Source organism: Streptomyces sp. NPDC001068 (genome assembly GCF_042897315.1).
Taxonomy (GTDB): Bacteria; Actinomycetota; Actinomycetes; order Streptomycetales; family Streptomycetaceae; genus Streptomyces.
Genome location: NZ_JBIAYD010000005.1, coordinates 444,077 through 460,610, shown reverse-complemented (window position 1 = coordinate 460,610; position 16,534 = coordinate 444,077). Strand labels below are relative to the sequence as shown.

Here is a 16,534-nt window from a genome sequence, read left to right as displayed (position 1 = left end):
GCATCACAGCACACCACCCGTGACGCCAACCAGGGTCATGCGCCGCAATCCTGAGGGTGCGTCGGGCATCGTCGCGCCCGGTGGGTCCGTGACGGCGGACGAGGGCGGCCCTCCCCTGTCAGACCCCGGGCACCGGTGGAGCCGATCGCGCACCGGGAGCGGACGAACCCGGCCCTGGCGCCGAGTTCACCGGCCCGGGGTCAGCCAGCCGCGCTCCTGCGCGAGCAGCGCGATCTGGAAGTGGTTGCGCGCGCCCAGGGCCGTGCCGATGTCACTGATGTCCTTCTGCACCGTGCGTCGGCTCACCCCCAGCGTGCGGGCGATCGACTCCTGCTTCATGCCGAGCGAGAGCAGCCGCAGCACCTCGCGGGCCCGCGGGTTCGGCGTGTCGGAGGCGGGCGCGGGTGGCGCCTGGCGGCCTTCCTGTCCCCAGGGCACCCCGTGCGACCACAGGCTCTCGAACAGCGCGGTCAGTACGTGCAGCAGCGTCGGGGAGTGCACCAGCAGCGAGCCGGCCGCCGCGTCGTCCCGCCGCAGGGGCATGATCGCGGTGGTGCCGTCGAAGATCACCAGCTTCATCGGCAGGCTGCTGGACAGCCGCACCTCGCCACCGATCTCGACGCCGCGCCGCGCGGTCTCCAGTGATATCTCGTCGGTGAGGGTGTCACTGTCGTAGACCGACCGGAAGCGGACGCCCGTGCGGATCGCCGCCGCTTGAACGGTCAGCCTGTCCGGCACGCCGTCGACCGCCGCCACGTACGGCGGCATCACCAGGTGCAGCACCTCGTGCCGGGCGGCTCGCAGCTGGTGGGCGTAGCGCGCGGTGACCCGGTCCTCGGTGCCGAGGATCTCGAACTGGTCCGTGGCGAAGCGGTGGTCGGTGGCCGCGATGTGCATCTCGTGGAGCAGCTCGGCATGGGTCTCCAGACTCGCCAGCTCCTCGCGGCGGCGGGCCAGGAGGCTGCCGAGCGCCGGGCGCGGCGGGCTGGCGCTCCAGCGGCCCGCGTGTCCACTGACCCGGACGGCGAGCAGTTCCGACTCCAGCAGCCGAAGTGCTCGGGTGGTGGCGGAGGTTGACGCGCCCAGGGCCGCCGCCGTCTCGCCGGGAGTCGTCTCCGGGTGCCCGACCAGGTACTCCAGGATCCGTCCCGCCAAGGGCGGCAGGCCCAGGCCGCTCCAGGGCACCTGCGGGATCTGCGGCACCTGCGGCTCCGCGGGCATCGGGCGGCCCCTGCTGTCGTTCACCGGTGGGAGTGCGGCGATCCTAACCCCGTACCGCGCGCACCGGTCCACCGCGGGAGCGTTCCCACGCCGTCACGACCGGGCCCGTAAAGCAGTCCAAACCATGGCATCGAAGGGCCAATCGCCCTCCGGTGCGACGCTCCCGCGTCGCGCCAATGCGCAACTGCGCTCAACCGCACCGGCATTCCCTTGTCCGCGTCGGCGCACCCGTCACATGGTGATCAGCACCTTCTGCCGCACACCCCGGTACACCGCCACACCGACCCCGACGGCCCGGGCGTTTCGCGGCGGCGGGACCGGCAGGAGCTGCCAGCGCCGGCAGACCCGCACCCGCGCCGCCCCCGAAGTCCTCGCGCGCAAGGAGCACATCGATGCACCGACAGGCAAGACAGGCAGCGGCCGCACTGGCCCTGCTGATCCCCCTGGTGGCGGCCGGCCCGGCCGTCGCCGCGCCCGCCGGCGGTCCCGGACCGACCGCGCCCGCACGCCACAGCCTGACCCTCGCGGACGGCTCGAAGGTGGCCTGGGCGGACGACGGCGCCGGCACTCTCACCGACGCGCGGGGCCGCACCCGCGCCTTCCCCGTGCCGCGTTCGGCCGGCCGCACCGGACTCGGGGCCACGATCAGCCCCTCCGCCACCGCGATCACCGCACGCGCCCAGGCCGCCCTGGGCGGCCCGTACACCCTCGGCACCAGGCAGGGCGCCGCCGCCCAGCGGACACCCATGCAGCCGATGAACACCGGCCCCGTGAAGTTGACCGCGGCCGTCAAGGCCGTACTGCGACAGGACGCCCGCAAGGCGCCGCAGCCCGCCACGACCACCGGTCTGCCCGCCAACGACGGTCTCGGCACGTCCTTCCAGTCCTACCTCAACGCCCAGGGCGTGGACGCCGCCGGCGTCTTCGCGGACGCGGACACCTACCTGCACGCCCTGCCCGGCGCCGGACAGATCGTCACCAACGTCTCCATCGGCGACCTCACCGACCAGTCGATGGCCGACAACGGTGACGACTACGTACGCGCCTACGGCCCCACCACCGTCGTCAAGGACGGCCGGCGCTACCTCGACGAGCCGTCGATGCCCCTCATCCCGACCTACACGGCCGACAACGATGCCAAGTTGGATCCCGGCGGCTCGACCGAGGGCCAGGACCCGAACCTCGGCGAGGTGCTTCTCGACTTCTCGATGATGGCCCCTCTCCCCCACGACCGGCAGCGCCCCGGGGCGACCGGCAGCGGCGCCACCGACCTGCTCGGCCTGGCCCCCGGCGCCCAGTACCGCCTCGTCGTGCCGAAGGAGGCCAGCTACGAGGGCATCACCGCCGCGCTGAAGGCCGCCGCGAACCAGAAACCCCGGCCGAGTGTCATCACCGCCAGTCTCGGATTCGGCACCGACGAGTCGATCGGGTTCCCCGGCCGCTACCTGGAGGACGACCCGACGATCCGGGCCACCCTGACCTCCATCGTGAAGTCCGGCATCGCCGTGGTCGTCTCCTCCAACGACGGCACCCGGCTCGCCCTGCCCGTCTCCGTCGGCCCCGACGGCGGCAGCACCCCCACCGACACCACCGGCAGGGCGGGCGCCCAGACCGACATCGACGACGTGGAGCCCACCACCACGCCGTCGAAGGTGGTCGACAGCGGCGTGATCGTGGCCGGCGCCACCACCACCGACGACACGCTGAGTTCCGCCGACACCCGGCAGGGCGTCTACCCGACGACCCGCTACAACGGCTCCACCGCCTACTCCTCCGGCTTCGGCACCCGCGTCGATCTCGCCGCCCCCGGCGACGACCTGCCGTCCCTCATGCACGTCTGCACCTCCAGCCCCTGCGCGGCGCAGGACGTCGAGGTCGTGCTGAACGGCGGCACCTCCGCCTCCGCGCCGGAGATCGCCGCCGCCGTGGCCGACGTGCTCCAGGCCGCCAAGGCCACTCACCAAGACCTGACGCCGCGTCAAGTCCGGGATCTCCTCGTCTCCACGGGCAACCCCGTCGCCCAGCCCCCGCAGGCGGACCGGCCGCTCACCATGGGCACCCAGCTCGATGTGACCCGCGCCGTGGAGAAGGTCCTCGCCAAGCGGTACCGCATCGCGCCCCGGCCCGTGCGACTGTCGGTGGCCCAGCGGCAGTTGCTGCCCACGCAGTCCGGCACCGCGTTCACCGAGTCCACCGACCCCACGGCGATCGACCTGTCCGGTCCCGTCGACGGCAACGGCACGCCCTCCGGCCAGAACGCCGTCTCACCGATCACCCTCGGCCTGGACATGACCGGCGACCGCGACGGCCTGACCTACCGGGTGAAGGTCGGCGACAGGGGCGTCTTCACCACCAGCACGCCGAGCCTGCGCCTGACGCCCGCCCAACTGCTGGGCGCCGCCGGGCTGCCGCTCGCCTCCGCCACCGCCCGCAGCGTGCCCGTCACCTTCCAGGCGCTGCGCGGCGGCAAGGTGGTCGGCGGCCTCTCGCGGCGTCTGACGTTCCTCGCCGACGACGGCACCTACGCGCAGGCGCTCGCCCCGGCGGCCCCCGGCGCCACGCCGCTCGGCCGCTCCGTGACCGTCTCGTACGACCTCACCGGCGTCCGTGACCTGGACAGCCCGCGCCTCGTGCTCTCCTCCGTCGGCCACTACACGCCCAGCGCGGGGGTGGACGACTTCAACGTCCAGTGGTCCACCCCGCTCACCCGGACCAAGGGCACCGTGACGATCCCCGCGTCCGCCTTCACGGCAGGTGGCGCCGGACTCTACGGCGTCGGCATCCGGCAGGCCGACCTCTACGGGATACTCCCCGTCTACGGCGACTTCCGCGCCCTGCGCATCGGGCTCGGCGCCGGCGAACGGCCCGACGCCCCGCTGCTGACCACGGACGGCTACACCCGCGCGCACGCCGCCGACACCGTCCGCAGCGCGTCGAAGGCGACCGTGAACTGGGACGCGACCGGTGTGTCCGGCGCGGACGGCGCCGAGTTCGAGGTGATGTCGCCCGGGCCCACGCTCTACGGCTCGCTGAACACCGCCACCAACCAGAACGGAAGCCACCGCGACGACGACGGCTTCAACCACCCGTCCACCCTCACCGTCAGGCTGCCCGCGGTGAAGGGCCACACCGTGCTGGACCTGTCGGCGCTCAAGCTGCCGACCGGGCTGCAGTACCCGGTGCGGGTGCTCGCCACCCGGCACGGCTCACCGATCGGTCAGGCGTCGCCGACGTCCTTCCTGCAGTACCGCGACGGGGATCCGGTCGCCGGCACCGTGGAGAGCTTCACCGTCTCCGGCGGCAGGGCGCTGATCTCCACCGACTCCTTCACCCCGACGGGAGGCGACGAGGGGTACCACCTGGACCGTTCCGCCACCACCGGCTACGACCTCGCCACCGGTACCGCCGGTTCCTCCTTCGCCCAGTCCACCGACGGGCGGACGATGCAGGCGGTACTCGGCGCCGACCCGGCCACCGGTCACGCCCTGATCATCCACACCCCGTTCGCCGGCTCGGCCGGTTCGATCGACGTGGAGAACCCCTCGACCGGCGCCCCGGTGAAGGTCACCGCGCTCTCCGACCTGCTGGAAGGCAACGCCTATCTCGAGGGCGGCACCGTGGACCCGGCCCGCCACCGCGGTCTGGTCACCACCTACGAGCCCGACAGCGGCCTCAGCCGCGTCTGGCCGGTCGACATGAACACCGGACGGGTCGGCAAGTCGCTGGCCCTCAACCCGGACAACCTGTACCGCTCCTACAACAGCGTCTCGGTGGACGCCTCCACCGGCGAGGTCTTCGTCGCCACCGGCGGAACGATGGGCCCGTGCCTGGGCGGCCGCGTCCCCTACGGCGCGGTGGGCGCGGACTTCGCCACCGGCACCGTCACGCCCGTCACCTCGCTGCCGCTGTGCGTCTCGGCACTGCTGCCCGACGGCAGGGGCGACAAGGTCTACGCGGCCGTCGGTGCCGCCCAGCCCGACCCCGAGGGCGGCGACTTCCCCACCAGCACCTGGCTGACCGCCGACCAGAAGACGCTGACGCCGTCCACCACGGTCGACACCGGTACCCGCGGTCCCCTCTGGCCGACCCTGGACGGCGCCCATCAGGTCGCCGTGGAGGCGAGCCTGTACGAGAGCGGAGTCGAGACCGACAACAACGCGATGAGCGAGATCACCGTGCTGGACCCGGCGACCGGCAAGGTGCTGGCACGCCACGCGGTGGCCAACCTCGTGGCCTCCACGATCGCCGGCTCCAACTTCGACTTCACCGGCCGTCAGGGACTCTTCCTCGATGCGCACACCCGCACGGGGTGGGTCGTGAACGGCTGGGGCACGGGACTGGAGCGGTTCTCCTACTGACACCCGCATCACGGCACGGCCCGTCACGCCCCGACGCACACCACGGCCCGCGCCCGCGGGGTCCCGCCGAACCGGCGGCCACCCCGCGGCGCGGGTCGGTGTCCCGGTCCGGCGTCCGGCGCACCGCCCCGAGCCGCTCTGCTGCGGCCCGCCGCACGAGCCCCGGACCCGTGGGTGTCCACGCACGTGACAGACCAGTAGTCCAGATTTCAAATATCTCCCTTTTCCTTGTGCAGCGGATCAGCTCCGGTCCGTCAACGATCCAGGAGGCAATGTGCGTTCTCCGTCCACGCGAAGATCAGGTGCTCTGGCGGCGACCGTCCTCGCCGCCGCCCTGACCTCTCCCGGGGTGGCCCACGGCGCGCCCCCGCGTCCGACCCCGCAAGCCGCCGCCGACGGTGTCCCCGTGGCGCGGGGCGTCCCGGTCACGGTGACGCTGATCACCGGCGACAAGGTGACGGCGACTCAGCAGCCCGACGGATCGGTGTCCGTGGACGGCGTCACGGGCGTGACGGGAGCGGACGGATCCGTCCGCGTCGCCGTCGAGGGCCGGGACACCTTCGTCTACCCCGACCGCGCCATGCCGTACATCGCGGCCGGACGACTCGACAGGCAGCTCTTCGACATCACCCAGTTGATCGCCCAGGGCTACGACGACGCCCGTACGAGCGCGCTGCCGTTGATCGTCACGCGCTCCCCGGCCGGGAGCGGCGCCCCCGGCGGGCGGCTGCGGTCCGACACCCCGCTGCCGGGTACGAGGACGACCCTGGCTCTCCCCTCCGTCCACGCAGAGGCCGTCCAGGCGCGGAGGTCCAGGACACCCGTGTTCTGGGACGCCCTGACCGGCACCGGCGGGCAGGCCGCCCCGAAGGAGGCCCCGGGTTCCGACAGGGCGACGGGACCGTCCTTCGCGGCGGGGGTCGACAAGGTGTGGCTCGACGGCAGGGCGCGCGCGGACCTCGCCGACACCACGGCGCAGATCGGCGCGCCCAAGGCGTGGAAGGCCGGAGGCACCGGCGCGGGCGTCCGGGTGGCGGTGCTGGACTCCGGTGTGGACGCCACGCACCCGGACCTGGCCGACCGCGTGGTGGCGGCCCGGAGTTTCGTCGAGGGAGAGGACGTCACCGACCGCAACGGGCACGGGACCCACACCGCGTCCACCGTGGCCGGGACGGGGGCGGCGTCCGGTGGAAAGGAACGCGGAGTCGCCCCCGGGGCGGACCTGATCGTCGGGAAGGTCCTGGGCGACAGCGGATCGGGGCCCATATCCGGCATCATCGCCGGCATGGAGTGGGCGGCCCGGACCGAGCACGCCAAGGTGATCAACATGAGCCTGGGCACGCCCGCGTGGCACACCCAGGACGACCCGTTGAGCCAAGCGGTCAACCAGCTCAGCGCGGAGACCGGCGCCCTCTTCGTCATCGCCGCGGGCAACTCCGGGAACGCCCCGTACGGCGTCAGCGCGCCGGGAACGGCGGACGCCGCGCTCACCGTCGGCGCGGTGGACGGCGCCGACCACCTCGCCGACTTCTCCAGCGCGGGCCCCCGGCTGAACGACGACGCCCTCAAGCCCGACCTCACCGCCCCCGGGGTGGACGTACTGGCCGCACGCTCCCAGCTGATGAGCTCGGGTGAGGGCTACTACCGTACGGACAGCGGCACTTCGATGGCCGCGCCGCATGTCGCCGGAGCGGCGGTGCTGCTGGCCCAGAAGCATCCGACCTGGACCGGGCGGCGGATCAAGGACGCCTTGATGAGCACCAGCGCCCTGACGCCCGAGTACAGCCCCTACCAGGCCGGTACCGGACGACTGGACGTGGGCGCCGCCTACCTCCAGGACCAGGTGGTCGCGAGCGGATCCGTCGACGCGGGGCTCATCCCCTGGTCGGAGGACCGGAATCCGAAGCCGGTGAAACGGCGGATCGTCTACACCAACCCGACCGGGCACGCGATCTCCCTGCGGCTCGGGGTGGACCGCGGCGACACTCCCGCAGGCGTGTTCACCCTCGCGGCCGACCGGGTCACGGTGCCCGCGCACGGCACCACCGCGGTGACGGTCACCGCGGACCCCCGGGGCCTCGCGCCGGGACAGTACGCGGCCCAGGTCACCGCCGGCTTCGCGACCGGCACCGTGCACACCGCCACGGGCCTGTCCGTCGAGTCCGAGAAGCACACTCTGACGGTTCATCTGAAGGACCGGTCGGGCAAGCCCGTCAGCGGTGAGGTCGAGATCACCGGAGCCGACGGGCGGACGACCGTCATGTGGGCCCCGAACGGCACCCTCACCAGCCGCTGGGCCTCCGGCTCCTACACGATCGTCTCCACCCTCGACGTGACGGGCCGCAACGGACCGCACTCCCTGGGATACGCCGTACTCACCGTGCCCGAACTGAAGTTGACGTCGGACAGGAGCGTCGACCTGGACGCGTCGCACGTCCGCCGGGTCAAGGTGGCGACGCCCAGGCCGACTTCCGTCGGCATCAGCCGGATCGACCTCTACCGTTCCTTCAGCTCCGATCGGCCGACGCCCGCCGACGACCGGGCACTGCACGAGATCCTTATGCCTTCACCCGCGTACGACAGCCTCTGGGCCCTGCCGAGCAAGAACAAGGTGACCCGGGGCAGCTTCGTCTTCACCACGCGGATCCGTGCCAAGCAGACGCCGCTCGCCATCACGTACAGCGGCCACCGCCTGGAGGACTCCCTCTTGGTCCAGCCGGGGTCCGCGCCGTTCCACGACGGCTCCGCGCATGTGGCCGCGGTCTTCGCCGGCGACGGAGCGCCCGCCGACTACACCGGCCTGCACGCCCGCGGCAGGGCCGTCGTCGTCCGACGCAGTGACCAGGTGGCGCCGGCGGACCAGGCGGCCGCGGCGCGAGCCGCGTCGGCGGCCATGCTCCTCGTCGTCAACGACGCGGACGGCCGCGGGTACGACTGGTACGGCGACCCGGACCAGCGGACGGCGGGCTCCCTTCCGGTCGCCTCGGTCTCCCGGGACGACGGAGAGCGCATGATCCGCACCCTCACCGCCGCCGCAAGGAGCGGCACGGTGCTGGCGGTCGAAGCCCACCCCGCCCCGGCGTACCTGTACGACCTGGCCGACTACCACCAAGGAGGGGTGCCGCAGGACCCCTCGCCCGCCACGGACCCGGGCAGCCTCGCCCGCGTCGACAACACCTTCTCCCCGCCGGCCGGCCGGCAGATCCTCGAGAGCCGGGAGGACAGTCCGTCGTACGAACACTGGCCGGCCGCCTACCCCTACTCGGTGTACGGAGGCACGCGCGTCCCGCCCTTCCCGCGGGAGCCTGTGGCACCCGGGCACCGCACCGACTGGGTCTCCGCCGGAAAGGGCGTCAAATGGCAGCAGTACGCCTCCATCGACGGCTGGTCGACCTTCACCGACATCGCGAGCTACCGACCGCGCAGCGTGCACGGCGAGAACTGGTTCGGCCCCGTCACCCGGCCCCGCATGCTCGGTTTCGAGGTTCCGCACCGCGTCGGCGACGCCATGGGCGGCATACTCGCGGGATTCGGTGACGGAGGTTCCGCCCACAGCGGTGACACGGGCCTCATGTCCCGGAGCTTCGCGCTCTACCAGGGCGACAGGCTGCTGATGCGGAACGGCCCACGGCCCGACTTCGGGGTGGGCGACCTGGCGCCCGGGAAACTGCCGTACCGGCTCGTCGCCGACACGACGGGGAACACCGACCTGACCCCCTACTCCTCCAGCACGCACACGCAGTGGACGTTCGTTTCCGGCAACGCCGACGACCAGGCCATCCCGCTCGCCCAACTCGACTACGGGACCGACCTGGACGGCGCGGGGCGTGCGGCACGCACCTCGGACTTCTCGGTCCGCCCCGTGGTGCTCGGAAGCGACGCGGCCAAGGACGCCGTCACCTCGGTCCGGCTCGAGGTGTCCTATGACGACGGCGCCTCCTGGCATCCGCAGGCCCTGAAGGAGACCCGGGGTTCGTGGCGGGCCCGGCTCCACGCACCGGCCGGGGCGAAGTTCGTGTCGATCCGTGTCACGGCCGAGCAGCGGAACGACGGTGGTGTCCGACAGACCGTCAACCGGGCCTTCGGCCTCAGGTAGTCCGCGCGAGCGGCCGGGACCGACGCCCACGGCGGCGTCCGGGCCCCGGCCGCTCCGGGGGTCCGTCGGATCACACGGCTTCGGGGAGCCGCTCGGAGCGCGGGGCTCAGGCGCGGAGCTGCATGTATTCGAAGACGGAACCGTCCGGGTGGCGGGCGACGACTCTGGTGCCGTTGGGTACCTCGTTGGGTGCTTCGAGGATTTCGGCGCCCGCTTTGCCGAGGGCTTCGAGAACGGGGGCCAGGGAGCCGACGATGACGGTTCCGTTCTGCGAGACGTACTTCTCGAGAGGGCCGGAGTAGAGCAGGAAAGGCCCTACCAGTGCCAGTTCGAGGTCACGATAGGGGAATCGGCGGACTTCCGTTTCTCCGGTCAGTTCCTGGTAGAGCGGGATCGCGGTGTCGAGGTCGTCCACCTCGACGTTTGCCACCATTGCGTGGATGTTGCTGCTCATTTCATTCCTCATCACTTCTTGCGTCGCGGTTTCGGTGTGGATGTAATCGGCGAGCCCGCACTGCGCCCTGAGCCGCCTGCCCGTGCACCGAGCGTCACGCGCGCACCACAGTCCGCACGGGGAGGCGGGCCTGGTTATGGACTGTACGGTAAAGAACGGAGTTATGGACCGGCCGGACAAAAACGGTGGTGCGAGGTACGTCACCTGCGGCTTCCCCGCCGGGCGACGCCTGAACGCCTGCACGGAGCCCGCACTGAAGGCCTACGCCTGACAGTCCAGGTGCGCGCATGCCGCGTCCGGCACGGTGCCGACCTCCCCGGCCCGTGATGCCCTCGGCGCCCTCGGTGCCGGCCCGGCCAGGCGCGGAGACCACGCCCGACAAGATGCAGCGCCACGACGCGCGTGGTGGACTGTAAGGCGTCGTCGGCGTTTTCACGACCGCCTGTTCCACGCCGACGCCGAATACGTGGACTCCGGGGACTTTCGGATATCCCCGCTTTACCGTGCCGGGGAATTACCGGCCGTACCGGTGCGGCAAAGGGCGCGCGATATCCCGCCTGACGGGTGTGTCAAGACCCTGGCGTCCTGCTTGCTCAGCGTCCCGCGGAGGGCAAGGTATGGGGTCGGACATTGACGTACTCGTCGTCGGAGCCGGGCCGGCGGGGTTGCTGCTCGCCGGGGACCTGGCCGAAGCAGGACTTCGCTGCACCGTCGTGGAACGGCGGGAGAACGAGTCGAAGCTGACACGCGCGTTCGCCGTCCACGCTCGGACGATGGAGCAGTTGGACGCTCGAGGCCTCGCCGACGAACTGCTGCCCACCGGACTTCGCAATCCCGTTCTGCAGTTCCTGCGGATCGACCTGTCCCGGCTTCCGACCCGCTATCCCCATGTGCTGGTGACACCGCAGTACAACACCGAGCGCCTGCTCCTGTCCCGTGCCCAGGCGCGTGGGGTGACCATGGTGCGGGGCCATGAGGTGACCGGGGTCGAGCAGGACGAAACCGGGGTCGACGTGGCGGTGCGGGCGCCGGACGGGTCCGAGCGGAGCCTCCGCGCGGACTACGTCGTCGGCGCGGACGGGCGCAACAGCTGCGTGCGCCGCTCGCTCGGCCTTCCCTTCCCGGGCCGGTCCGCCGTCCGTTCGATGATGCTCGCAGACGTGCGTCTGGCCGACCCGCCGACGAAACCGCCCACCGTGGGAGCGATCGGAGACGCCTTCGCCATCGTGGTGCCCTTCGGTGACACCTGGTTCCGGGTCATGGCCTGGAATCGGCGTCACCCGATGTCGGACGACGCGCCGGTCGAACTGGACGAGATCCGTGAAGTCGCCCGACGGGCCCTGGGCAGTGACTTCTCCATGCACGACCCTCGCTGGCTCTCGCGTTTCCACAGCGACGAACGCCAGTGCCCGCGCTATCGGGTGGGCCGGGTCTTCCTCGTGGGTGACGCCGCGCATGTCCACTCCCCCGCCGGCGGTATGGGCCTCAACACCAGCCTCCAGGACTCCGCCAATCTCAGCTGGAAGCTGGCTGCCGTCCAGCGCGGCCGCGCACCGGACTCGCTGCTCGACAGCTACGAGAGGGAACGGCACCCTGTGGGACGCCGGGTGCTGCGGATGAGCGGAGCGCTGCTGCGCGGTGTTCTGACCACGCCGCGAGCGCTGTGCGGGGTCCGTGATCTCTCGGCGCGTACGGTGCTGAAGACCCCTTGGATCGCCAGACGGCTGGCCAGGGCGATCTCGGGACTCGACATCTCGTACGCCTCCGCGGCCGGCGCGCATCCTCTGGCAGGAAAGCGGGCTCCGGACGTCCCGCTGAGCGACGGGCGCCGGCTCTACGAAGCACTGCGCGCCCGACGGTTCGTGCTCGTCGTCCCCGACGACTCCCCTCGGCTCTCCTCGCTGATCAGCGAGTGGTCCGACGAGGTGGAGATCGTGTCCGCCCAGGGCTCGACGAAGAAGAGTGTGCTGGTCCGGCCGGACGCCTACATCGCCTGGGCCGTCTCGGACGAGTCGCCCGAACGACGCATGGACGCGACCCGCCGGGCGTTGGCGGACTGGTGCGGCCGGCAGCCGGCGAGCCCGGGGAGCAGGACCTCACCGGAATGACGCCGCGGCCCTCCGGAGCCCGGCCGGGTCACCGCGCGGCAGGGTATTCGGGGAGGAACGTGCCGTGAACCATGCCCTTCACCGTGCGTGCCGCGAGTGCGGCGTAACCGAGGGTGGCGAGCGCCAGGAGAGCGTACGTGATGACGTGTGAATGGGCGACGTCCTCGGCTCTCAGCCAGACGATCACATCGGTGACGGCGGCGACGTAGGTGAAGGCGAACGCCCAGTAGGGCGGGCCGAAGGGAGCCGTCCGGTACGAGGGAATCATGGAAATCTGCACGAGTGCCATGAGCAGTGCGTATCCGGCGAGCCCGCTCGCCACGAAATCCGCTCTTCCCCCGTTCATCGCGAACCAGACGTTCCCGGCCACGACGGGCGGAGCGAATTCGATGGCGATGACGGGAACCAGCCGGCTGGGCAGCGCGGGCTGTGTGAACAATCTCAGGAGCAGAATCGAGCCGAGGACGACCCAGCAGATGAATCCGAACCCGAACATGAGCTCGGAAAGCCTGACCCAGCCGAATGCCGCCGCCCCACCCGCCGCCAGCAGGCCGCCTGCCACGGTAGGCAGGAAATATCCTGGATGCCAGTCGACCAGATTCATCTCGACGCGAATCCACGTCCCGGTCAGCAATCCTCCCAGAACGACCGTGACGACGAAAGCGACGAGGTAGACGCACTTGCCGGCCGTGTCCGCGTACGGCTTCAACGCGACACCGACGAGCATGGGAACGATCGGCACCAGAGAAATGAACGGGCCGGTGACCGGATGCGTGAATTCCTTTCCCAGAGATCCCCGGGAACGGACGTTCACCGCGTAGGCCACCATGGTCAGCAGCCACAGCAGGCTCGCGCCCACCCACAGAACGATTCCCGGCCACTCCGGTGCGCGCGCCACGCCGTGCGCCACTGTCCACGCCTGAGCGAGCCCCGCCACACCGAAACTGATGCCGAAGAGATTGGGAGCCACCAGATATTTCCGGCCGACCAAAGAGCTGCTCCGTTCCGTGACCACCCTGCTCCGGGTGCTGCCGTGACGCCTTCCCGGCGATCATGTCTTCCGCAGGCTGCCGACGCGAGGCGACGCTCCCGGCGAACTCCACCGGGAAGGCGCGACGTACGGAGTACGAAGCACGGGGACTAGCGAAGGAAGTGGCCGTCAGGGAAGCGGCCTTCCGGCGTCCGCGGATCAGAGGTCGCTACATTATGTACAACTCGTCCCTGACGGGGACGGTCCTACGGTGGGAACCGCTGACGGAAACGTGTCAGCTCTTCCCGAACGTAAAGGCCGTGACCGGACATGACTTCCACCCGCTCCTTCTGGCTCGCCGGCCGTCAGGCCGGCGGCGAGACCGCACTGGACGTGACCTCGCCCTGGACCGGCCGACCGGTCGGCCGGGTCAGCGTGCCGACCGACGATCAGGTCGAGGAGGCGGTGGCCGCCGCGTACGCCGTTCGAGAGGAGTTCGCGGCAACCCCCGCCCACCTGCGTGCCGCCGCTCTCGACCACGTGAGCAGGCGACTCGCGGAGCGCACCGAGGAGATCGCGCAGCTCATCTCCGCGGAGAACGGCAAACCGATCAAGTGGGCCCGCGGCGAGGTGCGCCGCTCGGTGTCCGTGTTCCGCATCGCCGCCGAGGAGGCCCGCCGCTTCAACAGCGGCGAGGCACAGCGCCTGGACACGGATGCGGCGGGCCAGGGGCGTCTCGCGCTCACCCGGCGCTTCCCGAAGGGCGTCGTACTGGGCATCACGCCCTTCAACTTCCCGCTCAACCAGTGCGCCCACAAGGTCGCCCCGGCCATCGCGGCAGGCGCCCCGATCATCCTGAAGCCGGCCCCGAACACCCCTCTCTCCGCCCTGGTCCTCGGCGACCTGCTCGCCGAGACCGAACTGCCGGAAGGCGCGTGGAGCGTACTGCCGGTCGCCAACGACCGGATGCCCGCACTGGTCCGGGACGACCGCCTGCCCGTCATCTCCTTCACCGGTTCCGAGAAGGTCGGCTACGCGATCATGGACTCGGTGCCCAGGAAGCACTGCACGCTCGAACTCGGCGGGAACGGTGCGGCCGTCGTACTGGGCGACTTCACCCGCGACGAGGACCTCGACCGGGCCGCCGACCGGATCGCCACGTTCTCCAACTACCAGGGCGGACAGTCCTGCATCTCCGTACAGCGCGTCATAGCCGACGCCGCGGTGTACGACCGGCTGCTCCCCCGTATCGTGGCGGCGGTCGAAGCGCAGATCACCGGGGACCCCTCGGACGACAGGACCGATGTGGGCCCGCTCGTCAGCGAGGACGCCGCGTGCCGCGTCGAGTCCTGGGTCGACGAAGCCGTCGTCTCCGGTGCCACCCTTCACACGGGAGGCAAGCGCGACGGCGCCTCCTACGCGCCCACGGTCCTCGCGGACGTTCCGGCCGACACCACACTGGCCTGCGAGGAGGTCTTCGGACCGGTCCTCACCGTGCTCAGGGTCTCCGGCGAGGCCGAGGCCTTCGCGGCAGTGAACGACTCCAAGTACGGTTTGCAGACGGGGGTGTTCACCCACGACCTGCAGGCGGCGTTCCGGGCTCACCGGGCCCTGGAGGTCGGCGGTGTCGTCATCGGTGACGTTCCCTCCTACCGGGCCGACCAGATGCCCTACGGCGGCGTCAAGCAGTCGGGGGTCGGCCGCGAGGGAGTGAGGTTCGCCATGGACGACTACACCTACGAACGCGTGCTGGTCCTCACCGACCTCGCCCTGTGATCACTGACGGGTGACCTGAAGAGGCCCCGAGGCCGGTGGCGGAGCCCGGCGCACTGTGCGGTGCCGGGCTCCGACGCCGCCGGCTCGTTCGCCTCCCGGCAGGGGGCCGACGGTCCTCTCGTAGATCCGCCGGAACCGGTCGCGGAGAACCGGCGAGACCCGCTTGAACACCTGGCGATGGGGTGATCATTAGGGTGACGCGGACCAGTGGGTCGCCGGAGGTGGCAGTGTTAGAAGTTCTCGGACTGGACAAGCCTGCACAAGCCTTGTATCTCGTCCTGGTCGACAACCCGCCCATGTGCGTGGACGAGTTGTGCCACCGCCTCGACATCGATGTCGAGGTCGCCTTACAGGCCCTGATGCGGCTGGAGGACGGTGGTCTGATCTCCCGGCTGCCCGGCAGTATCCCGTCCTACACCGCTCTGCCACCCGACCACGCGCTGGAAGTGCTGATACTGGCCCGCGAACGTGACATCCACCGGGTGCGGGCACTGGCCGAGAGGTTGACGGAGCGTCATCGAGAGGCTCGTCGCAGCCGGGACTCGGCGGCGTTGATCGAGGTGGTGACCGGACGCGACGGAGTGGCCCGCTGCGGGCAGCAGTTGTTCAAGCGCGCGGAGCGGGAGATCCGAGGAATCGACGCGCCTCCCTACGCTCAGGCGAGTGACGGCGAACGCGTCAACTCCGCCACCGAGGTGGTCGGTCGTACCGTGCGCAGCCGCTTCATCCATGCTCGTGACACCCTCAGCGTGCCCGGTGTGGTGGCGAGGGTGGAGGCAGACATCTCGGCGGGCGAAGAGGTCCGTTTCCTGCCCGAAGCACCGATGAAACTGATCATCGCGGACGACCAGGCAGCGCTGATCCCGCTCCTGGCGACACCGCAGGTCCTGGACGCCTGCATCCTGGTGCATCCCTCGGCGCTGCTCGACGCGTTGTCCACGCTCTTCGAGTCGCTGTGGGGGCAGGCTCAGCCCTACCTCCCCGGGGCGCCCGCGTCCGTGAGCCCCGACGAATTCGTCAACGACGAGGAGCGGCAGATCATCTCCCTGCTCGCCATGGGGATGTCGGACGAGGCCATCGCGCGCCAGCTGGGAATAGGTCATCGCACGGTGCAGCGTCGGGTGCAGGCGCTCCTCGGCCGGCTCGGGGCGGCAAGCCGGTTCCAGGCCGGGGTGCTGGCGGCCAGCCGTGGCTGGTGGCAACCGGATCAGGAACGGCCCGGCGGGCCCTCGGGGTTGCGCGGGCAGGCCGGACACATCGGTTCCTAGCCGCGGGTGCGCGGGACGCGTCCGCGGCCGCATCCACGGCCGGCTGCGGCACGTCGGAGGCGTCCATGCCGCCGACGGCGAACCGTCCCGGGCCCGCATCGCTCAACACCGGGATTTCCTGTGGAGCACCTGTGGTGACCTGCGCAGAGGTCCGACCATTGGCGCCGGCCGGCCACCGCGGCCACCTGGCGGTTTGACGCCGTGTCGTATTCACGCCTTTGACACATAGCGGTGAGCGCGCCCCCCGTGAGCACGTCATTCGTTCGGTCAGCGGACACACGGA

8 protein-coding genes are annotated in these 16,534 nt (G+C 71.0%); 5 read left to right on the top strand and 3 right to left on the bottom strand.

Annotated elements, in window-relative coordinates; genetic code table 11:
* Positions 1 to 186: 186 nt before the first annotated feature.
* Complete coding sequence (locus tag ACFY3I_RS17100) at positions 187 to 1,245, bottom strand: LuxR C-terminal-related transcriptional regulator (RefSeq protein ID WP_390861251.1); 1,059 nt, start codon at positions 1,243 to 1,245, stop codon at positions 187 to 189.
* A gap of 368 nt (positions 1,246 to 1,613) precedes the next feature.
* Between ACFY3I_RS17100 and ACFY3I_RS17095 the strand changes: the two genes are divergently transcribed.
* Complete coding sequence (locus tag ACFY3I_RS17095) at positions 1,614 to 5,579, top strand: S8 family serine peptidase (protein ID WP_390861250.1); 3,966 nt, start codon at positions 1,614 to 1,616, stop codon at positions 5,577 to 5,579.
* A gap of 274 nt (positions 5,580 to 5,853) precedes the next feature.
* A complete protein-coding gene (locus ACFY3I_RS17090; protein WP_390861249.1) occupies positions 5,854 to 9,675 on the top strand; it encodes a S8 family serine peptidase in 3,822 nt (1,273 codons plus the stop codon).
* A gap of 106 nt (positions 9,676 to 9,781) precedes the next feature.
* Here ACFY3I_RS17090 and ACFY3I_RS17085 read toward each other — a convergent pair whose 3' ends face one another.
* The gene (locus tag ACFY3I_RS17085) at positions 9,782 to 10,129 is read right to left on the bottom strand and encodes a VOC family protein (protein WP_390861248.1); all 348 of its coding nucleotides are present in this window, start codon (positions 10,127 to 10,129) and stop codon (positions 9,782 to 9,784) included.
* A 617-nt stretch (positions 10,130 to 10,746) separates the two neighbouring features.
* Here ACFY3I_RS17085 and ACFY3I_RS17080 point away from each other — a divergent pair.
* Entirely contained in the window at positions 10,747 to 12,237 is a 1,491-nt protein-coding gene (locus tag ACFY3I_RS17080; protein ID WP_390861247.1) for an FAD-dependent monooxygenase, read from the top strand.
* 28 nt (positions 12,238 to 12,265) lie between these two features.
* On the opposite strand, the gene ACFY3I_RS17075 is transcribed toward ACFY3I_RS17080, so the two are convergent.
* Positions 12,266 to 13,207 (bottom strand): TDT family transporter, encoded by a 942-nt coding sequence (locus ACFY3I_RS17075; RefSeq protein WP_390861246.1) that lies wholly within the window; start codon positions 13,205 to 13,207, stop codon positions 12,266 to 12,268.
* Positions 13,208 to 13,537: 330 nt separating this feature from the next.
* On the opposite strand from ACFY3I_RS17075, the gene ACFY3I_RS17070 reads away from it, so the two are divergent.
* Complete coding sequence (locus ACFY3I_RS17070) at positions 13,538 to 14,983, top strand: aldehyde dehydrogenase family protein (RefSeq protein WP_390861245.1); 1,446 nt, start codon at positions 13,538 to 13,540, stop codon at positions 14,981 to 14,983.
* Between the two features lie 194 nt (positions 14,984 to 15,177).
* The gene (locus ACFY3I_RS17065; RefSeq protein ID WP_390861244.1) at positions 15,178 to 16,251 is read left to right on the top strand and encodes a LuxR C-terminal-related transcriptional regulator; all 1,074 of its coding nucleotides are present in this window, start codon (positions 15,178 to 15,180) and stop codon (positions 16,249 to 16,251) included.
* Positions 16,252 to 16,534: the final 283 nt, after the last annotated feature.